The sequence below is a fragment of the Saccharothrix sp. NBAS 001 genome (genome assembly GCF_056640475.1).
On the sequence record NZ_CM153251.1, the window covers coordinates 3,407,576 to 3,429,210 of the forward strand.

Annotated in this window: 20 protein-coding genes; 14 read left to right on the plus strand and 6 right to left on the minus strand. The window is 74.5% G+C overall.

The genetic code is table 11. The annotated features are described in order from the left end of the window. Positions 1-151 precede the first annotated feature (151 nt). Together AC0HI0_RS14405 and AC0HI0_RS14410 are read left to right on the plus strand one after the other, a co-directional pair. Positions 152-1,840 (plus strand): ABC transporter ATP-binding protein, encoded by a 1,689-nt coding sequence (locus tag AC0HI0_RS14405; protein ID WP_480932853.1) that lies wholly within the window; start codon positions 152-154, stop codon positions 1,838-1,840. Then, complete coding sequence (locus AC0HI0_RS14410) at positions 1,837-3,576, plus strand: ABC transporter ATP-binding protein (RefSeq protein WP_480932854.1); 1,740 nt, start codon at positions 1,837-1,839, stop codon at positions 3,574-3,576. Before AC0HI0_RS14405 ends, AC0HI0_RS14410 begins: the two co-directional genes overlap by 4 nt. 127 nt (positions 3,577-3,703) lie before the next feature. On the opposite strand, the gene AC0HI0_RS14415 is transcribed toward AC0HI0_RS14410, so the two are convergent. Continuing rightward, positions 3,704-3,949 carry a hypothetical protein gene (locus tag AC0HI0_RS14415; RefSeq protein ID WP_480932855.1) on the minus strand — a complete coding sequence of 82 codons (246 nt, stop codon included), beginning with the start codon at positions 3,947-3,949 and terminating at the stop codon, positions 3,704-3,706. Between the two features lie 178 nt (positions 3,950-4,127). On the opposite strand from AC0HI0_RS14415, the gene AC0HI0_RS14420 reads away from it, so the two are divergent. After that, a complete protein-coding gene (locus tag AC0HI0_RS14420) occupies positions 4,128-4,835 on the plus strand; it encodes an SDR family NAD(P)-dependent oxidoreductase (protein WP_480932856.1) in 708 nt (235 codons plus the stop codon). A gap of 15 nt (positions 4,836-4,850) precedes the next feature. Here the strand turns inward: AC0HI0_RS14420 and AC0HI0_RS14425 are convergent, their stop codons facing one another. Beyond that, positions 4,851-5,504, minus strand: coding sequence for a TetR/AcrR family transcriptional regulator (locus tag AC0HI0_RS14425; protein WP_480932857.1), 654 nt, complete (start codon positions 5,502-5,504; stop codon positions 4,851-4,853). Between the two features lie 107 nt (positions 5,505-5,611). Here AC0HI0_RS14425 and AC0HI0_RS14430 point away from each other — a divergent pair, with 107 nt between their 5' ends. The 8 genes from AC0HI0_RS14430 (at position 5,612) to AC0HI0_RS14465 (ending at position 14,772) form a co-directional block, all read left to right on the plus strand. Next, positions 5,612-6,766: a serine hydrolase domain-containing protein gene (locus tag AC0HI0_RS14430; RefSeq protein ID WP_480932858.1), complete on the plus strand. Its 1,155-nt coding sequence runs from the start codon at positions 5,612-5,614 to the stop codon at positions 6,764-6,766. 52 nt (positions 6,767-6,818) lie between these two features. Beyond that, on the plus strand, positions 6,819-7,544 hold the full coding sequence (locus AC0HI0_RS14435; protein WP_480932859.1) for a phosphatase PAP2 family protein: 726 nt from the start codon (positions 6,819-6,821) through the stop codon (positions 7,542-7,544). 4 nt (positions 7,545-7,548) lie between these two features. Further along, positions 7,549-8,316, plus strand: a complete 768-nt coding sequence (locus AC0HI0_RS14440; protein WP_480932860.1) for a class I SAM-dependent methyltransferase — start codon at positions 7,549-7,551, stop codon at positions 8,314-8,316. Between the two features lie 143 nt (positions 8,317-8,459). Beyond that, complete coding sequence (locus AC0HI0_RS14445) at positions 8,460-8,843, plus strand: serine hydrolase (protein ID WP_480932861.1); 384 nt, start codon at positions 8,460-8,462, stop codon at positions 8,841-8,843. 79 nt (positions 8,844-8,922) lie between these two features. Further along, on the plus strand, positions 8,923-9,057 hold the full coding sequence (locus tag AC0HI0_RS14450) for a hypothetical protein (RefSeq protein ID WP_480932862.1): 135 nt from the start codon (positions 8,923-8,925) through the stop codon (positions 9,055-9,057). A gap of 329 nt (positions 9,058-9,386) precedes the next feature. Continuing rightward, the gene (locus AC0HI0_RS14455) at positions 9,387-9,794 is read left to right on the plus strand and encodes a hypothetical protein (RefSeq protein WP_480932863.1); all 408 of its coding nucleotides are present in this window, start codon (positions 9,387-9,389) and stop codon (positions 9,792-9,794) included. A 328-nt stretch (positions 9,795-10,122) separates the two neighbouring features. Then, positions 10,123-13,065, plus strand: coding sequence for an ATP-binding protein (locus tag AC0HI0_RS14460; RefSeq protein WP_480932864.1), 2,943 nt, complete (start codon positions 10,123-10,125; stop codon positions 13,063-13,065). 216 nt (positions 13,066-13,281) lie between these two features. Further along, entirely contained in the window at positions 13,282-14,772 is a 1,491-nt protein-coding gene (locus AC0HI0_RS14465; protein WP_480932865.1) for a bifunctional 3-(3-hydroxy-phenyl)propionate/3-hydroxycinnamic acid hydroxylase, read from the plus strand. 43 nt (positions 14,773-14,815) lie between these two features. Here AC0HI0_RS14465 and AC0HI0_RS14470 read toward each other — a convergent pair whose 3' ends face one another. Next, positions 14,816-15,697, minus strand: a complete 882-nt coding sequence (locus AC0HI0_RS14470) for an alpha/beta fold hydrolase (RefSeq protein ID WP_480932866.1) — start codon at positions 15,695-15,697, stop codon at positions 14,816-14,818. 200 nt (positions 15,698-15,897) lie between these two features. On the opposite strand from AC0HI0_RS14470, the gene AC0HI0_RS14475 reads away from it, so the two are divergent. Genes AC0HI0_RS14475 through AC0HI0_RS14485 form a run of 3 tightly spaced genes read left to right on the plus strand, consistent with a single transcriptional unit; the run spans position 15,898 to position 19,025 of the window. After that, a complete protein-coding gene (locus AC0HI0_RS14475; RefSeq protein ID WP_480932867.1) occupies positions 15,898-17,082 on the plus strand; it encodes a glycosyltransferase 87 family protein in 1,185 nt (394 codons plus the stop codon). 2 nt (positions 17,083-17,084) lie between these two features. After that, positions 17,085-18,359: a sensor histidine kinase gene (locus tag AC0HI0_RS14480; protein WP_480932868.1), complete on the plus strand. Its 1,275-nt coding sequence runs from the start codon at positions 17,085-17,087 to the stop codon at positions 18,357-18,359. A 3-nt stretch (positions 18,360-18,362) separates the two neighbouring features. Further along, positions 18,363-19,025 carry a response regulator gene (locus tag AC0HI0_RS14485; protein ID WP_480932869.1) on the plus strand — a complete coding sequence of 221 codons (663 nt, stop codon included), beginning with the start codon at positions 18,363-18,365 and terminating at the stop codon, positions 19,023-19,025. Positions 19,026-19,122: 97 nt separating this feature from the next. Here AC0HI0_RS14485 and AC0HI0_RS14490 read toward each other — a convergent pair whose 3' ends face one another. The 3 genes from AC0HI0_RS14490 to AC0HI0_RS14500 form a co-directional block, all read right to left on the minus strand. Continuing rightward, positions 19,123-19,824, minus strand: a complete 702-nt coding sequence (locus tag AC0HI0_RS14490; protein WP_480932870.1) for a hypothetical protein — start codon at positions 19,822-19,824, stop codon at positions 19,123-19,125. A gap of 106 nt (positions 19,825-19,930) precedes the next feature. Next, positions 19,931-20,743 (minus strand): helix-turn-helix domain-containing protein, encoded by an 813-nt coding sequence (locus tag AC0HI0_RS14495; protein WP_480932871.1) that lies wholly within the window; start codon positions 20,741-20,743, stop codon positions 19,931-19,933. Further along, the gene (locus AC0HI0_RS14500) at positions 20,722-21,372 is read right to left on the minus strand and encodes a peptidoglycan-binding protein (protein ID WP_480932872.1); all 651 of its coding nucleotides are present in this window, start codon (positions 21,370-21,372) and stop codon (positions 20,722-20,724) included. The genes AC0HI0_RS14495 and AC0HI0_RS14500 overlap by 22 nt, the downstream gene beginning before the upstream one ends. Positions 21,373-21,635 lie beyond the last annotated feature (263 nt).

Consider the following 21,635-nt stretch of genomic DNA (forward strand, 5'->3'; position numbering starts at 1 on the left):
GTCGCCGACCACCGGGCGCACTCGCGCCGTCGATCAAGCCTAGCCCCCCGCACCCCCGCCGGGCCGCCGTCGCCACGTCGGTGTCGAGACCGACCGCCGCGATTGGTTAGGGTAGGCATACTTCAGTCCGAGTCAACCGAGGGAGGACTGGGTGAGCCGACCTGGTTCCCCGGACGACGGCGGCGTCCTGCGCCGGTCCGTGCTCGCCCAGCGCGGCCGGATCGCCGCGACCTCCGCGCTGTTCATCGGCCACCAGGGCGGCGAGGCGCTGGTGCCGCTGCTGATCGGCGTGGTGCTGGACCGGGCGATCACCACCGGCGACCCGGGCGCGCTGGCGTTCTGGCTGGTGGTGCTCGCGGCGGACTTCCTGGTGCTGTCGTCGTGCTACCGCTTCGGCGCGCGGGTCGGCCTGCTGGCCGGGGTGCGCGCGGACCGGGCGCTGCGGCTCGCGCTGGCCGGGCGCGTGCTGGACGGCCGGGGCGGCGCGGACCGGGACCTGCCGCCGGGCGCGCTGGTGAGCATCGCCACAGCCGACGTGCGGCGCACCGCGATGGTGAACTACCTGCTCCCGCACGGCATCGCGGCCGTCGTGGGCGTGGTGGTGGCCGGTGTCGCGCTGCTGCTCGTGTCCGTTCCCCTGGGGCTGCTGATCCTGCTCGGGACGCCCCCGGTGATGCTGCTGGTGCGGGCGCTGAGCGGTCCGCTGGAACGGCGGGCGTCGGCGCAGCAGGAGCAGGCCGCGCAGGCGGCGGGCGTCGGCACCGATCTGGTGCGCGGGGTGCGGGTGGTCAAGGGGCTGGGCGCGGAGCGCGCGGGCGTGACCCGGTACCGGGCGGTGAGCCGGGCGTCGCTGGCCGCGACCCTGCACACCAGCCGGGCCGAAGCGGGCTACTCGGGCGCGGTGATCGCGGTGAACGGGGTGTTCCTCGCGGTGGTGGCGCTGGTCGGCGGCGGGCTCGCGGCGGCCGGCGAGATCACCGTGGGCAACCTGGTCTCGGCGGTCGGCCTGGCGCAGTTCCTGCTGGGCCCGCTGGGCACGCTGGGCGAGATCACCGCCTCGGTCGCGGCCGGCCGCGCGTCGGCCACCCGGATCGCCAAGGTGCTCGACGCCGCGCCCGCCGTGACCGGTGGCGCGGACGCGCTCGGCCCGGTGGCCGGGCGGGTCGACCTGGCCTCGGTCACCGGCGGCCGGCTGGCCGGGCTGGACCTGGCGGTGCCGGCGGGCGAACTGGTGTGCGTGGTGACCGCCGACCCGGCCGAGGCGACCGCGCTGCGCCGGTTCCTGGGCCGCGAGGCCGACCCGGACGGCGGGCGGCTCACCCTCGACGGGACGCCGCTGACCGACATCGCGCCGGACGCGCTGCGCGCGGCCGTGCTGGTCTCCCCGCACGACGCGGACCTGTTCGAGGGCACCGTGGAGGACAACGTCCTGGCCGGTGGCGGCGGCGACGTGGGCGTGGCCGTGCGCGCGGCGCAGGTCGACCGGATGTCCGCCGCGCTGCCCGACGGGCTCGCCACGACCGTGACCGAGCGCGGGCGTTCGCTGTCGGGCGGGCAGCGGCAGCGCGTCGCGCTCGCCCGCGCGCTGCACGCCGATCCCCCGGTGCTCGTGCTGCACGACCCGACCACGGCGGTGGACGCGGTCACCGAGGCCGCCATCGCCGCCGGGGTGCGCGAGGTCCGCGCCGGCCGCACCACCATCGTCCTGTGCAGCAGCCCCGCGCTGCTCGCCGTCGCCGACCGGGTCGTCTACGTCGAAGGCGGCGTGGTCACCGCGTCCGGCGACCACGCCGAACTGCTGCGCACCCACGAGCGCTACCGGGAGCTGATCCTGTCGTGACCGCCCTGCTCCCCATCGCCACCTCGAAGCGGACGCGGGCGCTGCTGGTCCGGCTGATCGCCGCGCACCGCTGGTCGGCGCTCGGCGCGGCGGTGTGCCTGCTGGGCGCGGCCGGCGTGAGCATGTTCACCGCCCGCCTGCTCGGCCGCGTGGTGGACCTCGCGGTGGCCGGCGGGTCGATCACGGTGACCGTGCTGCAACTCGTGGCGATCGCGCTGGCCCAGGGCACCTTGGCGTACGTGGGCCTGCGCGCCACCTCCCGGCTGGGCGAGCAGGTGCTGGCGGCGCTGCGGGAGGACTTCGTCGCGCACGCGCTGGGCCTGCCGCTGGAGCGCATCGAGCAGGGCGGGTCGGGCGACCTGACGTCCCGGATCACCGAGGACGTGGCGATGGTCAGCACCGCGCTGCGCGAGGCGGTGCCCGAGTTCGTGCAGTCCGCGCTGGTGATCGCGTTGACCGTGGTCGGGCTGACCGCGCTGGACTGGCGGTTCGGCGCGGCGGCGCTGCTCGCCGTGCCCATCCAGGCGTGGACGTCCCGCTGGTACCTGGGCCGCTCGGCACCGCTCTACGCGGCCCGGCGGGAGGCGGCCGGCGGCGAGCAGCAGCAACTGCTGGACTCGTTGAGCGGCGCGGTGACCGTGCGGGCGTTCCGGCTGGGCGCGGACCACGTCGGGCGGGTCGCCCGGCGGGTGGACCGCAGCGTCGAGATGGCCGTGGCGGTGACCAGGGTGCAGACCCGGTTCTTCGGCCGGCTCAACCTGGCCGAGGTGGTCGGCCTGGGCGCGGTGCTGATCGCGGGGTTCCTGCTGGTGCGCGGCGAGGTGGCGACGATCGGCGCGGCGAGCGCGGCGGCGCTGTACTTCGCGAACCTGTTCACCCCGATCAACGGCGTGCTGTTCCTGCTCGACACCCTCCAGTCGGCGACCGCGAGCCTGGCCCGGCTGGTCGGCGTGGTGGAGATGCCGGTCGAGGCGCGCCCCGGCCGGGGCGACCGCCCGTCCGACGGGTCGGTGAAGGCGGTCGGCCTGCGCTACGCCTACCTGCCGGGTCACGACGTCCTGCACGGCGTCGAACTCGACGTCCCGACCGGGGCCACGGTGGCGCTGGTGGGCGGCAGCGGCGGCGGCAAGACCACCCTCGCCAAGCTCCTGGCCGGCGTGCACGAACCGACCGGCGGCGCGGTGCGGATCGGCGGCGTGGCGCTGGAGGACATCGACGCCGACACCATGCGCACGACGGTCGCGCTGGTGACGCAGGAGGTCCACGTCTTCGCCGGCACCCTCGCCGAAGACCTCCGCCTGGTCCGCCCCGAGGCCGGCGAACCCGAACTCCGGGCCGCGCTGGACGCCGTGGGCGCGGCCGACTGGGTGCGGGCCCTGCCGGACGGGCTGGACACCGTCGTCGGCGACGGCGGCCACGACCTGACCGTGGTGCAGGCCCAACAACTGGCCCTGGCCCGCCTGCTCCTGCTCGACCCGCTGGTGGCGATCCTGGACGAGGCGACCGCCGAGGCGGGCAGCAGCGGCGCCCGCCTGCTGGAGAAGGCGACCACGCGGGTGCTCCGCGACCGGACGGCGATCGTCGTGGCACACCGCCTGACCCAGGCGGCGACGGCGGACCTGATCGTGGTGCTCGACCAAGGCCGGGTCGTGGAACACGGCACCCACCGCGACCTCGTCGCGGCCGGCGGCCACTACGCGCAACTGTGGGCGGCGTGGACGGCAGGCCGCACCTGACACCGGTCGGACTCCCGCGCGCGAGCCCACAGCGGTCGTCCGCTCAAGTCCACAGTGGACGCAGGAGGCCGGCGCGCTCCTGCGTCCCGGCGTGGCGTCGACCCGACGTCCCCGCCCCGCGCCGGGTTCAGTACTGGGGACCCTGGAGGAAGTACCAGCCCCAGTCGCGGTGGTAGCACCCGTACCCGGTCGGGACCACCAGCGTCTGATCGGCACCGACCTGCTCGCGCACGGCGTTGCACGCCTCCATCGTCTCCCAGTACCCGCTCTCCTGGAAGATCACCTTCGGCGCGGCCGAAGCGACCGCGCCGGAGACCAGGGAACCCACCGCGGCCACGGCCAACGCCGCCGCTGCGATCGCACGTCGAGACATGAGCACTCCGATCGTGTCGAGGTCTCCGGATCTTAAGTTCGCCCTCGGCACCACCAAAAGGCTCCAGTCGAGCGCGGACCGCTCGGCCCCAACCCGGTGTCAGCCGTCCGGCCGCTTCCGGTTCCGCCCGCGCGCCGGGGCTTGACCTGGTGCGCGCTCCAGTTCGTAGCGTCCGGCCATGACGACGACACTGATCACCGGCGCCAACAAGGGTCTCGGCTTCGAGACCGCACGGCGGCTCGTCGCGGCGGGTCACACCGTCTACATCGGAAGCCGCGACGCCGAACGCGGACGCCGGGCGGCCGAACGCGCGGGGGCCCGGACGGTTCGGCTCGACACCACCGACGACGCGTCCGTGGAGGCCGCGGTGCGGGCCGTCGCGGCCGGCGGCGGGCTGGACGTGCTGATCAACAACGCCGGTGTCGCCGAGGAGTGGCGCGCCGGCGACGTGGTCGGGGCCGAGGACCTGACGGCCGAGCTGATGCGGCGGACGTTCGAGACGAACGTCTTCGGGACCGTGCGCGTCACCCGCGCTTTCCTGCCGCTGCTGGCACGTTCCGCCGCGCCGGTCGTGGTCAACGTCAGCAGCGGCCTGGCGTCGCTGACCCGCGTCAGCACGCCGGGCAGCCACGCCTACCGCTATCCCGGGGTCGCGTACCCGGCGTCGAAGGCCGCCGTCAATATGATCACCGTGCAGTACGCGAAAGCGTTCCCGGGAATGCGGATCAACGCGGTCGAGCCCGGGTTCACCAGGACCGACCTGAACGGGAACCGCGGCACGCGGACCGTCGAGCAGGGTGCCGAGATCATCGTGCGGATGGCGCAGGTGGGTCCCGACGGCCCCACCGGGGGCTACTTCGACGCCACGGGCACCCTGCCCTGGTAGCGCCGGGGCCCGGGGTCACGGGATCGCGGCCTCGACGTCGGCGAGCTGGGCGGCGAGGAGCTGCTCGAAGGCGACGTCGCGATCGGCCCCGAGGGGTCGGACGTCCCGGGCGAAGTGGGCCAGCGCGGGGAAGCGGTCGGGGTCGGCGCCGAGCACCGCGACGCGGAACTGCTCCAGACCCTGCTCCTGCTCCACCGGGGTGAGGGCGCGGCCCCCGGCCTCGGCGGCGATCAACGCGGCGACCAGGACCGCGAGCCGGTGGTAGCGCACCGGGACCTGCTCGTCGGGCACGCCCGCCGAGCGCAGCGCCTGCAACACCTCTTCCATGACCAGCCGGGAACCCGCGCCGCCCGAGGCGTAACGCCCCCAGATGGCGGCGAGCTGGGGCTGCCGCCCGAAAGCCTCCCGCAGGCGCAGCGCCGTGGCGGTGATGCGCTGCTTCCAGTCGCCCTCGGGCCGGTAGCCGTCCATGGCGGCCACGAGGATTCGGTCCGCGACCGCGCGCAGCAGTTCGGTCTTGTTGCGGAAGTGCCGGTAGAGGCTGGAGGAATCGGTCCCGAGCGCGGCGGCGAGCTTGCGCACGCTGAACGACTCGGCATCGCTCGTGCGCAGCATTTCCGCCGCCGTGTCCAGGATGTCCTCGGTCGACCAACGCCTGCGGCCCGTCATCCCGCTCCTCTCGCCGACCCCAGCATAGCCTATGCACTTGCTGATGCACGCACCGCGTGCATAATGAGGACATCCAACCCCCGAAGCACTTCGAGAGGACTCGTTCCGTGACGAACCCGTTGGACCGCACCGCATCGGCCCCGACAACGCTGGACCCGGCGGCGCTGGACGCCGCGTTGGAGGAGGTCCGCCGCGCCGGGATGCCGGGCCTGTTCGCCGAGGTGCGCGCCGGCGACCAGGTCTGGCGCGGTGCCGCCGGCGTCGCCGACGTGACCACCGGCCGCCCCGTCACCGCCGACCTGCGGCACCGCGTCGGCAGCGTCACCAAGACCTTCACCGCCGTCGCGGTGCTCCAGCAGGTCGAGCACGGCCGGATCGGGCTCGACACGCCGATCGGCGACCACCTCCCCCGGCTGGTCCCCGGCGCGCGCGGTGCCGCGATCACGGTCCGGATGCTGCTCGACCACACCAGCGGGCTCGCCGAGTACCTCCCGTACGCCTACCCGTCCCTCAAGGCGTACCCCGACCTGGCGAACACCGGCCCGGAGAGCCTGGACGACCTCCGGTTCACCCGCTTCGACCCCGTCGACCTGATCGCGATGGGCGTCGCCGCGCCCGCGACCGGCACCCCGGGCAGCACTCCGGGCTGCTACTCCAACACCAACTACCTGCTCCTCGGCGAACTCCTGACACAGGTGACCGGCACACCGGCCGACGAGTGCATCACCCGCGACGTCATCGAGCGCGCCGGGCTCCGGGACACCGCGCTGCCCACCGGACCGCACGTCGACGGGCCGCACTCGCGGCTCTACGAGGCGTGGTTCGGCAAGATCGACCCGCCGCGCGACTACAGCGTCTACGACATGTCGTGGGTGGGGCCGTCGGCGTCGTTGATCTCGACCGTCGCGGACCTCAACCGCTTCTACCGCGCGCTGTTCGCGGGCGAACTCGTCGGTCCGGCCGCGCTGGCGCAGATGCGGCGGACCGTCCGGATCATCTCCCAGGAGGGCAGGGTGATCGATTACGGCCTCGGCCTGCACCCGGTGGGGGCACCCGGCAAACCCACGTTCTGGGGCCACGGCGGCACGGTGTGGGGCGGCGGGACGCTGTCGCTGATCCGCGCCGACGGCGAGCGGCAGCTGTCGGTCGCGGTGAACCTGCAACGGTGGAACGGGCTCGACTCCTCGGGCCGGCCGCAGCCCCACCCCGTCGATCACGCGCTCGCGGCCCTCCACCAGGTGGCGATGTACGGCGCGGCATGACCGGCCGCCCCGGCGGCAGCGCGTCGGCGAGGTCCACGTACCGTCACGGCGCATGCCGCTCTTACCCGTCCTGCACAAGCGTTTCGCGTGGTACTGGGAAGTTCCGCTGATCGTCGCCGGGTATTTCGCGTTCGGCCTGGCCCGTGCGGGCGTCGACCGCGGCGACCCGGCGGCGACCGCCAACGCGCTGCAAGTCCAGCGCCTGGAGCAGTTCCTCCACATCGCGATCGAGCAGCCGCTCAACCACGCGGTGCTCGACCTCCCCGCCGCGATCCACCTGACCGGCTACTTCTACCGCCTCAGCGTGCCGGCCGTGCCGCTCGTGCTGATCTGGCTCTACATCGCCCGGCGAACCCACTACGGGCACCTGCGGACCGTCCTGGTGGTGATCATGCTCTTGGACGTCCTGCTCGTGTTCCTCTACCCGGAGGCCCCTCCCCGCTTCGCCCAACCCGGGATCGTCGACTACATGGCCACGCACGACATCCTCTTCGGAGCCGACTCGCGCGTGCCCCGGCCGGGCGTGAACCTGTTGGCCGCCATGCCGAGCATGCACGTCGCGTGGACGACCTGGTGCGCCTACGCCCTGTGGACGGCCCTGCGCACCCGATCCGCCTGGCTGGTCTGGCTCTACCCCGCCCTCACCGCGTTCGTCGTCCTCGTCACCGGGCACCACTACGTCGTGGACGTCGTGGCCGGCGTCGCCCTGGTCGCGATCGTGGCCGGGGCGACCCGACATCGTCAGCCGCAGGACGAACTCGCGGCACGGAAGGGTTGACCGCGTGGAACGGGACGTGCGGTTGTCGTTCGGGGCGGCGGCGGACGCCTACGCCGAGCACCGCCCGGACTACGCGCCGGACGCGGTGCGCTGGGCGCTGGAACCCGCGCCCGGCCGGAAGGTGCTCGACCTCGGCGCCGGCACCGGCAAGCTCACCGGCACCCTGGTGGCGCTCGGCATCGAGGTCGTCGCGGTCGAACCCGATCCCGCGATGCGGGCCGGGCTGCACCGCGCCCTGCCCGACGTCCGCGCCCTGCCGGGCAGCGCCGAGGCGATCCCGCTGCCGGACGCGTCCGTCGACGCCGTGCTGGCCGGGAACGCCCTGCACTGGTTCGACATGGCCGTCGCGGGACCCGAGATCGCCCGGGTCCTCACGCCCGGCGGCGTCCTGGCCGGACTGTGGAACGTCGTGGACGACCGGGTCGGCTGGGTCGCCGGGCTCGAACAGGTCGGCACCGACGCGGTCATCGGCCCCCGTGACACGCTGGGCAGTTGGCGCGCCGCGACGGCCACCGCGCACCTGCCCGGTCCCGGCCCGCTCCCCCGCTTCGGCGCGCCTGAACAGGCCGAGTTCCCGCACGGGCAGCGCCGCACCGCGGACTCCCTCGTCGCGACCCTCGCGACGCGCGCGGGCGTGCTGGTCATGCCGGACCGGGAACGGGAGGCCACGCTCGCCCGGATCCGCGCGTTCCTCGCCGACACCCCGGAGACCGCCGACGGGGAGTTCACCCTGCCGCTGCTGACCGGTGTCCTGCGCGTCCGACAACGGTGAACACCGCCGCCGGGCGAGCGGACCGAAAGTCGCGCCGCCGGTAGCCGAAGGGCTCGTGTCCCGGCGGGAGGGTGCCGGATACGGTCGGATCGTCGTTGTGGGAAGGGCTTTCGGGAGTTCGTCGGCGTGTCCGGTGGTCGGTTGTGACGGGCGCGCACGGAGACGTCGGGCTCGCGGGGATGTCGGCCGAGCGGTCGGGGTCCCGGCACCCGGTGGTCGCCGCCGCCACGGTCTCGGCGCGCGGAACGACGGCGGCGAGCGTGGGTGCGCCGCTCGACGCGGACTACGAGATCGGCTCGATCTCCAAAGGTGTCACCGGTCTGCTGTACGTCGACGCGCTCGAACGCGGGGAGATCCGCCCGTCGACCACGCTCGGCGAACTGCTGCCGCTGGGTGCGACCCCGGCGGCCGGCGTGCCGCTCGCCTCGATCAGCACCCACCGGTCGGGGCCGCCGAGCCTGCCCGCGTCGGCCTCGCCGGGTGCTACCTCCCCGCGACGCCGGACGACCTGCGGCCCGGTGCGCTGATCGGCACGACCCGGTCGGGGCGGGCGCGGGCCGGTGAAGCGCTCGGGCCGGCCGGCGGCTCCGCGCGACCGTCCAGGACGTGGCCCGGCTCGCCGCCGCGCTGCTCGACCGCGCCGCCGGCACCGCCGTCGTCCTGCTGTCCGCGACCGCCGTCCCGGTGGACCGGCACGGGTTCGCCCTGCTCGCACGGCTGACCGAGGACGAAGGCCGCTGACGGCGACCGGCCCGTGGCCCACCCGCACGGAGGTCACGCTGCGCAATCTGCCAATCGGGTGTTCACCCGGTCGGGTTGGTGCGAACGGCGGCGGGCGGTGGGACCATCGGAGGCGGACGGCGAGGCGCTCGTGTCGGCGGGGAGTGACGACACCGAGCTGTGCCGGAACACCGACGCCGAATGGACACCGCCTGGTGGATCCGCACGGCCTTCGACGGGATCACCTCCGGGGCCGCACGTGCCGGGAGCCGGCAGGGCCGTGCGGGCGGCGCCGTCCGCTGAATCGGCAACAAGGGGGAAACATGAGGACGACAACGAGAATCGCGGCTGTGCTGACGACGGTGGCCGCGACCGGGGTGCTGGTCGCCGGGACCGCTTCGGCCGAGGCCGCAGCCGCTGCGCCGTGGTGGGGAGACCCGGCGAGCTGCAGCAACCCGACCACGGCGGTGCAGCGGACGGTGGACGGCCGGATCGTGCAGGTCCGCACGGGCAACTGCGGCGGCCAGCAGTACGGCTGGGGCCGGATCCTCAACTACAACGGTCCGGAGTTCATCCGCTTCGAGGTCGACCTGAACGGCGACCGGGTCGCGGACGACTTCTCCACCTACACCGCGAGCCAGCGCAACTACACGCAGGCGTACCCGACCAGCACGAGCCCGGACCGCGCCTTCCGGGCGTGCTACGTGGCCGACCCGAACGGGACCTGCACCGCGGACAACTCCACCGTCTGGTGGTGACCCGCGACGCCCGCACGGGCGTGACCGAACCGATTGTCCGGTAGCAGCCGGGCGTGCGGCGGTCTCGACGGACCGGACAACCATCGAGCCGCCGCACGCCCGGCCGCGTTCGGCACCACTGTTCGCCTTGGCGCACAACGACAAGCGCCGCGCGCGGAATCATCGGCCGGACCTGTCGGGAAAGGACCCCGCCAGTCCTCGGTCGACCCGGCCCGGTGGCCACCGCCCGTGGCGACCGGCCTTTGTGGATGGGGGCCGCGCCGAGCGCACGACACACCACGGCGGCCGGAGGGTACGCTCCTCCGCGCTGCCACCAGGGGGTCATGTCGTGCGGTTCGCGATCCTGGGGCCGTTGCGGGTCGACCGCGACGGCGTCGAGGTCCCGGTCGGCGGGCCGCGTCGACGCGACCTGCTGACGCTGTTGCTGTTGCGCCCGAACGAGGTGCACACCGCCGACTGGCTGACCGACGCCCTGTGGGACGGCCGGCCGCCCGCCAGCGCCGCGGTGACCCTGCGGACCTACGTGGCGGGACTGCGGCGCGCCCTCGAACCGGGTCGCGGCCACCGCGCGCCGGCCGACCTGCTGCGCGGCCACACCGGCGGCTACGAACTGGCCGTGCCGCCCGACTCCGTGGACGCCGCCCGCTTCACCGCCCTCGCCGACGACGCGGCGACGGCCCTGGCGGCCGGTGACGCCCCGCTCGCCGAACACCGCTACCGCGAGGCCCTGGCCCTGTGGCGGGGCGACGTGGCGGTCGACCTCGCCGCCGTGCGCGCCGACCTCACCGCGCTGGTCGAGGCGCGCCTGGTCGCCGAGGAAGGGCTCGCCACCGCGTCCGTGGCCCTGGGCAGGCACCACGAAGTCCTCGCCGACCTGCGGCGCTTGGTGACCGAGCACCCCGAGCGGGAGCACGCGCGCGGCCAGTTGATGCTCGCCCTCTACCGCGCCGGCCGGCAGACCGAGGCGCTGGCGGTCTACGACGAGGGCCGCCGGGTGCTGCTCGACGAGCACGGCGTGACGCCCGCCGAGCCGTTGCGCGCCCTGCACCGGCGCATCCTGGCCCAGGACGTGCCGGAGGTCGCCGCCGCGCCCCGGGCCGTCGGGCCGCCGGTCCCGCGCGCCGCCGCCGGGGTCGACGGGACGCGGATCGTGGGCCGTGAGCGGGAACTCGCGCTGCTGGACGGGGTGCTGGTCGCGGCCCGGCACGCGGGCGGGCGGTTCGTGGCGGTGGTCGGCGAGCCGGGCATCGGGAAGACGAGCCTGGCCCGGGTCGTCGGGGCGCGCGCCGCGGCGGCCGGCACACCGGTCGTGTGGGCGCGGTGCCCGGACATCGGGCAGACGCCGCCGTTCTGGCTGTGGACGCAGGTGGTCCGCGCGCTGTCGCCGGACGGTGTGGTGCCCGCGCTGGCCGGGTTCACCGGTCCGTTCGCCCCGGACCGCACCGACCGCGTCGATCCGGCCGCCCGCTTCCGCGCCTACGACGCCGTGGCCGCGCTCGTCCACACGGCGGCTTCGGACAACGGCTTGGTGCTGGTCCTGGACGACCTGCACGCCGCCGACCCCGATTCGCTGCTGCTCCTGCGCTACCTGGCGCCCGTCCTGCACACGTCGCGGACGCTGGTGGTCGCGACCCTGCGCCCGTACGAGCACGATCCGGACCTGGTCGCCGCGCTGGCCGACGTGGCGCGCTCCCCCGGCCACCGCCGCGTGCACCCCGCCGGGCTCGACGCCGACGCCGTCGCCGACCTGGTGCGCGAGCACACCGGCACCACCCCGACGGCCGCCGCCGTGGCCCGGCTGGTCACCCGGACCGGCGGCAACCCGTTCTTCCTCACCGAGCTGCTGACCTCGCCGGAGGACCCGCCGCCGAGCATCCGGGACACCGTCCGCCGCCGCCTGCACGCCCTGGACGAGGCCACCCGGGACTGCCTGGACCTGCTCAGCGTCGCGGGCCGGGACCTGGACGTGGCCGCCGTGGGCACGCCCTCCCCCGCCGCCGACCACCTGGTCACCGAGACCGCGCCGGGCGTCGTCGGCTTCCGGCACCCGCTGTTCGCCGAGGCCGCGTACGCGGACCTCTCGCCGACCCGGCGCGCCGCGCTGCACGCCCGGCTGGCCGACACCGCCCGCGACCTGCTCACCCCGGCGGAACTGGCCCACCACTACGGCCGGGCGCGGGACCGCCGGGCCGACCACCTGCACTGGACGTGGGAAGCCGCCGAGGACGCCACCGGCCGGCTCGCCTTCGAGGACGCGCTGGCCCACCTGGACCGGGCGGCGGCGCTGCTGCTCACCGACCCGGCCGGGGAGCTGGCCGCGCAGCTGCGCCGGATGGCCCTGCTGCAGATCACCGTCGGCGTCGGCAGCGACGCCGTGGCCGTGGCCGCGGCGCGCGCCCACCACCTGCTGACCAGGCTGAGCCGGGACCCCGCCGACCTGGCCACCACCCTGTGGACGCTCGGCGAGCTGGCCTGCAACCGCGCCGAGTTCCCGCTGGCCACCGACCTCGCCACCCGGCTGCTCGCCCTGGACGGCGGCCCGCTCACCAGGACCGCCGCCCACTACCTGCTCGGCGTCACCGCCTACTTCGCGGGCCGGCTCGCGGACGCCGAAACCCACCTCACCACCGCCGTCGACCACCTCGACGAACGCCTGCTGCGCGGCCAGACCGGCCGCACGCCGACGCTGGCCGTCCACGAGTTCCGCGCGCTCGTGCGGTCGCTGCGCGGTGTGGACGCGCGAGGGGACCTGGCCGCCGCACGTGCCCTGGCCGAGCGGACCGGCGACCCGTACGGCCGGGCCAACGCGGAGCTGTTCACCGGGTGGGCGGCGCTCCAGGAGCACGACGTGCCCACCGTCGAGCGGGCCGCCGCCGAGTGCCGCCGGATCGGCGTCCGGGGGCACATGGCGCACTTCGTCACCACCGGCGACTTCTTCGCCGAGTGGGTGGCGCTGCGCCGGGGCGACGCGGCCCGGTCGGCGGCCGTGCGCGCCGCCGCCGACGGCATCTACCGGCTGGGCCTGCGCTCGACCCGGACGATCACGATCGCGGCCGTCGCCGACGCCCACCTGGTCGCCGGCCTGCACGAGCGGGCCGCAGCGCTCGCCGACGAGGGCCTGGACACCGCCCGGGCCGTGGGCGAGCACGTCCTGAGCGCCGAGTTGCACCGCGTGCGCGGGCTGGCCTCGGGCGACGCGGACGACCTCGCCGCCGGCCGCCGGATCGCCCGGGCGCAGGGCGCGCACCTGCTGCTGGCCCGCTTCCCCTAGCTCGGGTTCCCCCCTCCGGGAGGTCGGTCCGCACCCCGGTCGATCAGGGGTGAGGCCCTGGGTCGATCAGTCCTCTGCCACCGCCGCAACCGCGGGCAGTCCTCCACGTGAGATCGAACCGGACCACGTGCGACCAGCGCCTCCACCGGAACCTCCACACGATTTCCACAGCCCTGCGCTGCGATGGGTCGCGGACAGCACAACGGAGGGGAACCCATGTACGACGTCGTGGTCATCGGGTGCGGGCCGGTCGGCGCGCTCACCGCCAACCTGCTGGGCGCACGGGGCGTGCGCACCCTGGTCGTCGAGCGGAGCACCGAGCCGCACGGGCAGCCGCGCGCGTTCTCGTGCGACGACGAGGCCCTGCGCATCTACCAGCAGGCCGGCCTGCGCCGGGAGGTCGAGCGCGACACGTACCCGCCCGGCCGGGCCGAGTACGTCAACGCCAGGGGCCGGGTGTTCGCCGAGATCGCCCTGGACGAGATCGATTTCGGGCTCGGCGCGCGTCCGCTGCACTTCTTCGACCAGCCGAGGCTCGAAGCGGTGCTGCGCCGGGGGCTGGACCGGTTCCCGCACGTCACGCTGCGCACCGGCACCGAGTCGACCGGCCTGACCCGGCACGACGACCACGTGACCGTCACCCTCGACGGCGGCGAGCGGGTCGACGCCCGGTACGTGCTTGGCGCGGACGGGGCGCGCAGCACCACCCGCGCCGCCGCCGGGATCCCGCTCGCCGGGACCTCGGACACCGAACTGTGGCTGGCCGTCTCCGGCGTCGTGGAACCGGGCGCGACCCGCGTCGACGCCACCCGGTTCGTGTGCGACTGGCGACGGCCCGCGTTCGTGTCGCCCGGGGCGTTCGACACGCACCGGATGGAGTTCATGCTCCTCGACGGCGAGGACCCGGCGGCCATGACGGACCCGGCCACCATCCGCCGGCTGATCGCGCCGTACGTGGACCCGGACCGGTTCCGGGTCACCCGCGCCGTCGTCTACACCTTCCACCACCTGGTCGCGGAGCGCTGGCGCGACGGCCGGGTGTTCCTGCTCGGCGACGCGGCGCACCAGATGCCGCCGTTCCTGGGCCAGGGCCTGTGCAGCGGGCTGCGCGACGCGGCGAACCTGACGTGGCGGATCGCGCAGGTGCTGCGCGGCCACGCCGATGACGCGCTGCTGGACGGCTACCAGGCCGAGCGCCGCCCGCACACCGAGGCGATGGCGCTGACCAGCGTGCGGCTGGGCCGGGTGTTCCTGGTCCGCAACCGGTTCGGGGCGGCCGTCCGGGACGCCGTGCTGCGCGCGGTGCAGACCGTGCCCCGGGTCCGCCGCGCGATCCGGCACTTCGAGTTCAAGCCCCGTCCCGCGCTGCCGGACCGGCGGGGCGCGGTCGGCACGATGTTCCCCCAGCCCGACGTGGCCGTCGGCGGCACGCGGGTGCCGCTGGACGACGTGCTGGGCGCGGAGTTCGCGGTGGTCGGCCCCGGTGTGGACGCGGCCACCGCGATCGGCTGGCGCGGCCCGGTCGCCCGCTTCGTGCGGGTCGTGCCGCCGGGCGCGGCCGTCGCCGACATCACCACCGTGGAGGACGTGGACGGCACGCTCGCCGCGTGGTTCGCCGAGCACGGCACGGACGTCGTGGTGCTGCGCCCGGACCGGTTCGTGCACGCCACCGAGGTCGGCAACCGGGATCGCGCCGCAGCACATTGACCCCTCTGTCCACAGTGGATGTCAGGAGGTCTCGGACGGGTGGTCAGGGGTGTCGGCGGATGTGGTCCAGGATCGCGTCGGCGATGGTGTGGTGCACGGCGGCAGGCAGGGAGTGGCCCATCCCCGGGATCTCCAGCAGCGTCGCGTCCGGGAGCAGCGCGGTGAGGTGGCGGCCGAAACCGGGCGGGTAGAACGGGTCCAGCCCGCCCTGCACCACCAGCACCGGCGTGGTCACCCGGCGCAGGTCGTCGGCACCGCGCGGCAGTGGCTCAGCGCCCAGCCGGACGTGCGCGGTGCTCGGCGCGAACGTCCCGGCGTGCGCGATGGCGCGTGCCTCCAGCCGCCGGTACTCCGCCTCGTCGAAGGGCAGCCCGCCGCCGTGCAGCTCGCGCCACAACGCGACCCGCCGCGCCAGTTCGGACTCCTCGTCCGCGCCCGGCACGGCGAGCGCGATCAGGCGTTCGAGCCGTTCGCCCGCCGGCGGCGGCGCTTCCTCCGTGGTGCCCATGTCCAGCGCCCCGGTGTGCATCAGCGTCAGGGAGCGCAGCCGGTCGGGGTGGTCGACGGCGAGCAACTGGCCGATGAGCCCGCCCATCGACATCCCGACGACGTGCGCCCGCTCGACGCCGTGCCCGTCGAGCACCGCGACGGCGTCGCGCGCGAGGTCGCCCATGCCGTAGTCGCCGGCGTCGGCCTTGGTCGAGCGGCCGGTGTCGCGGTGGTCGTACCGGATGACCCGGCACCCGCCGGCCACCAGCAGCGCCACGAACTCGTCGGGCCACCCGTGGGCCGGGGCGTTGGCCCCCATGACCAGCAGGACCGGCACACCGCCGGCCTCCCCCAGCACCTCGCTCCACAGCTCGACCGAACCTGACGCGACCAGCCGTTCCACCACGACGTCCCCCTCCTGATCAACCGAACGCACCGTACCCGACCGTCCTCCGGGCGGCACCCGAGCCCGTTTGTCCATTATGGACTACGTGCTGTGCTACCCCGGTAGCACAGCGCACGTGGGTGCTACCGGGGTAGTGCGTGGATTCGGCTCTCCGGTAAGACGACTCGGAACACGCGCGAACCTAGCGTCATCTCCAGCCACAGCAACGACCATCAGGCTGGAGTCGGGGAATGGTTCAGGTGCGTGCGGGGAACGCCCGGTTCGACTTGCGGAGGGTGGCCGCCGCGTCGTGGCCGGTCGCGCTGTTCGCGGTTTTCGGCGTGGCGGCGGTGTTCCTGGACGTTCCGGTCGGCATCGACAGTTCGGTCTACCGGTCGGGCGCGGTGGCCGTGCTCACCGGTGAACCGCTGTACGGGGTGCTGCCCGCGACTCCTTCGTGGTCGCCGGCGCTGCCCTTCACCTACCCCCCGATCGCGGCGTTGTCGTTCGTACCGCTGACCATCCTGCCGGCGCAGTTGGCGTGGGCCGCGATCGCGGCGGCCTCGGCGGCGGCGCTGCGGGTGGTGCTGCGGCACACCTGGGGTCCGTCGCTGGTGCCGTTCGTGCTGGTGTTCAGCCTCGAACCGGTGTGGCGGACGATCGGGTTCGGCCAGGTCAACCTCCTGCTGATGGCGGCGGTCGTGGTCGACGTGCTGGTGCTGCGCGGATCGCGGGCCTCGGGCGTCCTGACGGGCGTCGCCGCCGCGATCAAGCTCACGCCGCTGATCTTCGTGGTCCACCTGCTGGTCACCGGACGCCGCAAGGACGCGGCGCGGGCCGTGGTCACGTTCGTCGGTCTGCAGGTGGCGGGCCTGGTCCTGCTGCCCGCCGATTCGCTGCGGTACTGGGGATCGGCGCTCGTGGAGGGCAACCACGCGACCGGCAACGGGTGGCTCACCAACCAGTCCGTGTTCGGCGCGGTCCAACGGCTCAGCGGCGGCGCGCAGTGGGCTCCCGTGGTGTCGGTCGTGCTCGCCGCGTGCTGCGTGGTCGCGGGCATCGCGCTGGCCAGGGTCGCCCACCGGCAGGGCCAGGGCCTGCTCGCCCTGCTCGCCACCGCCTTCGCCGGGCTGCTGGCCAGCCCGATCTCGTGGTCGCACCACTGGGTGTGGGTCGTCCCGCTCGCGGGCCTGCTGATCGGCCGGAACCGCGTGGCGCTGGGCGTGCTGTGGGTGGTCTTCACGTGCTGGGTCGCGGTCGTGCCGGTCGACGCGGCGACCTCCGGTTCGTCGTTCCTGGACAACGTGTACGTGCTGGCCGGGCTGGTGGGCGGCGTCGCGGCCCTGGTGCTCACCCGCGCCGAGGCGCTGAGGTACCGTCGTGGACGGGTCACCGCGGAGCCCGGGGAACCGGTCCGTTCGTCGGGACGGAGCTGATCATGTCCTTCCGAGAGGCCGAGATGTCGCGGACCCCCGAAGATTCGTTGCCGGACAGCGCTTTCGCACGCGCCGTCCGCAGGTTCCCGGCCGTGGTGGGCGAGGTGTTCCTGTCGTCGCGCCGGGCGGAGTGGCCCGACCGGCGTCGCACCTGGCCGGCGTTCGTGTCGGCGGTGTGCGTCGTCCTGGTGGACGTGGCCCTGCCGATCGCGGTCTACGGCTCCGCCACGTGGTTCGGGCTGACCGCTCTGCTGATCACGGCCGCGACGGTGCTGCCGGTGGTCGTCTCGATCGTCTATCCACTGTGGGCGTGGCGGTGGGTCGTCGTCCTGCTGGCCCTGACGCCCTTCGTGCCCGGCGACCACGCACGGCCGTCGGGTTGGCCGTGGACGGCGGGGCTGCTCCTCGCCGCCGCGACCGTCCTGTACGTGGTGGCGTGCAACAGCGGTCAGGCCGTGCTCGGGTGGGTCCTGCCGATCACCATGGGCGTCGTCTGGTGGCACCTGCGCGACGGCGCGCACCTCGTGCTGGTCGGTGCCGTCGTGCTGGGGCTGCTGACGCTCGGCAGCACGAAGCGGTCGCGGCTCATCGCCGAGGAGGGCCGCCGGGAACAGCAACGGCTGCGCATGGCGGAGGAGGTGCGCGCGGCCACTCTGGAGGAACGCGCGCTGATCGCGCGTGAACTGCACGACGTGGTGGCGCATCATATGTCCGTGCTGGTGTTGAGAGCGGGCTCCGCGCACTACCGGTTCGCCGACCTGCCCGACGACCTGCGCGAGGAGTTCGGGGCGATCCGGGACACCGCGCGCGAGGGCCTGACCGAGATGCGGCGGCTGCTGGGCGTGCTGCGCGGTGCCGACGGCCGGCCGGAGACCGCGCCGCAGCCCGGGTCCGCGCAGGTGGCCGAACTGGTGGACCGGGTGCGCGACGCGGGGGTGGCGGTGACGTTGGACGTGCGGGGCGAGCTGGACTCCGTGCCGGGCGGGATCGCGCTGTCGGCCTACCGGATCGTGCAGGAGGCGCTGAGCAACGCCGTCCGGCACGCGCCCGGCGCGGCCGTGGACGTGCGGGTCGAGGTCGACGCGCACGACCTGCGGCTGCTGGTGGCCGACAACGGCCCCGGGCAGGCGCGGCCGGCGGCGGACGACGGGCGCGCCCGGCACGGCCTGCTGGGGATGCGCGAACGGGTCGCCGCGCTGGGCGGGGTCCTGCGCGCCGGGCCGGGCGAACACGGCGGGTTCGTCGTGGCGGCCACGCTGCCGCTGGGCGGGGAGTAGCCGGTGGACACCAGCGTGCTGATCGTCGACGACCAGGTCATGGTGCGGCAGAGCTTCCACGCGGTGCTGACCGCGCAACCCGGCATCACCGTGGTCGGCGAGGCCGGGACCGGCGCGGACGCGGTGCGCGCGTGCGCGCGGCACCGGCCCGACGTGGTGCTGATGGACGTCCGGATGCCGGTGATGGACGGCCTGGAGGCCACCCGGCGGATCCTGGACGACCCGGACGCCGGCACCGTGCGGGTGCTGATGCTGACCACGTTCGACGTGGACGAGTACGTCTACGGCGCGCTGCGGGCGGGCGCGAGCGGCTTCCTGCTCAAGGACGCGCCGCTCGACGACCTCGTCAACGCGGTGCGCGTGGTCGCGGCGGGCAACTCGCTGTTCGCCCCCACCGTGACCCGGCGGCTGATCGCGGAGTTCGCGGGCCGCCGAACGGGCGCGGTCGACACCCGGCACGCCGACCGCCTCACCCCGCAGGAGCGCAAGGTCCTGCGGCTGGTGGCGCGCGGCCTGTCCAACGCCGAGATCGCCGACGCCCTGGTGATCGTGGAGCAGACGGCGAAGACCCACGTCAGCCGGGTCTTCGCGAAGCTCGGCGTCCGCGACCGCGCGCAGGCCGTCGTGGCGGCCTACGAGATGGGCATCGTCGTGCCGGGCGAGTGAGCCCGAGCCCTGGCCCGATCCCGGTGATCGGGCGCGGTGATCGGGCGCGGTGATCGGGCGCGGTGATCGGGCGCGGTGGTCAAGCGGCGATCGGCGGTCAGACGCGGGGCAGCCAGGCGGCGACCTCGGCCAGCGCGTCGAGGGTGTCGTGGTCGAACCCGCTGCCCGGGAGGTTCTCCGCTTCGGCGAAGGTCACCGTGGCACCGTCCCGGTCGCTGCCGTAGCGCAGGCCGGTGAACTCGACGTCCGCCAGTTCCAGCACCGCCGCCCCGAGCGGGCGGATGTCGCCGCTGCCGTGCCGGTCCATCACCGTCTTCAGGCGTCGGGCGGCACCGGCATCGGCCATCCCCGTCCACACCACCGACACGACCGCCGTGTTCCCGGCGTCGTCGACCAGCGCGAACACCACCCGTTCCAGCGATGTGCACCGGGTGCGCAGGAAGAACTCCCGCACCTCGCCGAACGACACCGCCACGCACTCCGCCCGCTGCCGCACCGACCGCCGCAGCTGACGCACCTTCATCGAGCGCCACGACCCGTCCGCGTCCCCCTTGCGCGCGGACTTCTGCCCCTCGCTCCGCCGCGCCCGCAGCGACGAACCCGAGGAACCACGCCCGGCACCGGCGACCTCTCCCGCCACCTCCCCGGCCACCTCCCCGGCCGCACCGCCCACTGCCGACACCCCGCCCGAGGCGAACACGCCTAACGCAAGCGCACCCGCCGCCACTGCGGTACCCGCGCCGCCCTTGCCCCGGATCGGCCTGACCCGCCCCTGCGGGTCGGTGTAGAAGCCCGACATCGCCCACCCTCCACTGACTGGACCGAACGGACGCGTATCCGTTCGTGCGCACACAGTAACGAGGGGGACCGACAATCCTCGTCCGTCGATCGGTCCGCCCGCCCTCTCAGCGTGTTTCGCCGCCCTGCGGTGTGCAGTGGCGTTCCCCGGTGCCGCGCAGGACGCACGCCTGCACAGCCGTGCGATCGACCGCAGCGACCATGTGAGTGGGCACGTACAGGGCAGCGGTGGTGCTGTCGGGGACGACGGCGCGCTCATGGTGACCGCTGCGGTCGAGCACCTCGACCTGATCACCGGTCGCCGCCCGGGACACCCGCGCCCACGCCGCGCCGCACTGCTCGCTGCGGCGCAGTTCCAGGATGGTCTCCCCGGACTGCAACTCGGCGAGGGTCGCGGCGTCGACGTCGCACGCGGTGGCGTGCGGGTCCGCTCCGACGCACCGCTCGGCGCGGCAGGCGACCGAGTAGCCCGCTTCCCTGGCGGTCGGCGCGGTCGACGGCCTCACCAGCACGAAGAGGGCCACCAGCACGGCGACCGCCGCTGCGACCGCCGCCGCCCTGCGGATCCACTGGTTCCGCGGCGGCACCGGGGGCCGTGCGGGCACCGGATCGCCCCCCGGTGACGCGGCGCGCCCGCTCCACGCGGCTTCGGCCCGTTCCCACAGCGCCGTCACCCGGTCGACCGGTTCCCCGGTCAGGCGCGCGAGCGCCACGGCGGCATCACGGGGCGGCAGCGCCACCCCGTTGAGGTACCGGTCCCAGGACGACTTGCTGTGCCTGCTCCGGACCGCGAGTGCCGCCAGGCTCAGCCCGGAGCGGTCTTTCAGCGCCCTGAGCAGGCGCACCAGGTGGGCGACCTCGGGCGCGAGGGCGTCCGGCAGCGGACGCCGGGACCGCGTCACCCGCGCAGCCGGGTCCACGTCCGAGGTCCCACCTTGCCGTCCACCACCAGCCCGGCCGACTGCTGCAACCGCTTGACCGCCTGTTCGGTGCGCTCACCGAACAGCCCGTCGATCCGTCCCGGGTCGAGGTCCTGGCGCTTGAGCAGGCACTGCACCTCGACCACGTCCGGACCGCCCGCGTTGAGCACGACCAGGTGCTCCGACGTGGCGCTGTGCCCGGCGTACCAGCGCCCGTCACGCATCGCGTACTCGCAGCCGCGTCCCTGCGGCATCTCCGCGACGGCACCCGTCGAGGTCGGCGCGTCGTCCGATCGGCTCGCCACCACCAGCCACCACACGCCGGCCGCGACCACGAGCACGAAGGCCGCCGCGGCGATCGCCACGGACCTCCACCGCCCGCCGCCCTGCGGCGCGGGCTCGGCAGCATCCGGCTGCTTCGCCGCCGGGGCCTGGTCCGCCAGTTCCCACAGGGCCGACAGCCGCGCCCGGTCCGCCCCGGCCAGCGCGCCCAACGCCTCGACGGCCTCAAGGGGCACCGGCGTGCGCCCGTTCAGGTACCGGTCCCACGACGAGCGGCTGTACGGGGTTTTCCGGGCCAGCGTCCCCAAGGTGATCCCGAGTTCGTCCTTGACTTCCCGCAGTCGCACGATCAATTCCCGCCGGGCGGGACTGAGATCCGTTGCCAGTGGTTGCCACTGAGCCATGGCTCCCCCCATTTTTGCGCTTTGACCTCTGCTGAATTCCCCGGACCCATCCAACACCCGCCGCACTCGGCAGCGGGAGTCCTGACAACCGAATGGCGGAGTGTTGCCACACCCTGTCCCGCCGTCCCGCGAATGCGCCGTCCCGCGACGGGTTCATGCAGGTCAGGTGCCGGGAAGTCCCGCTTCTCACCGCGCCCGGGCGCATT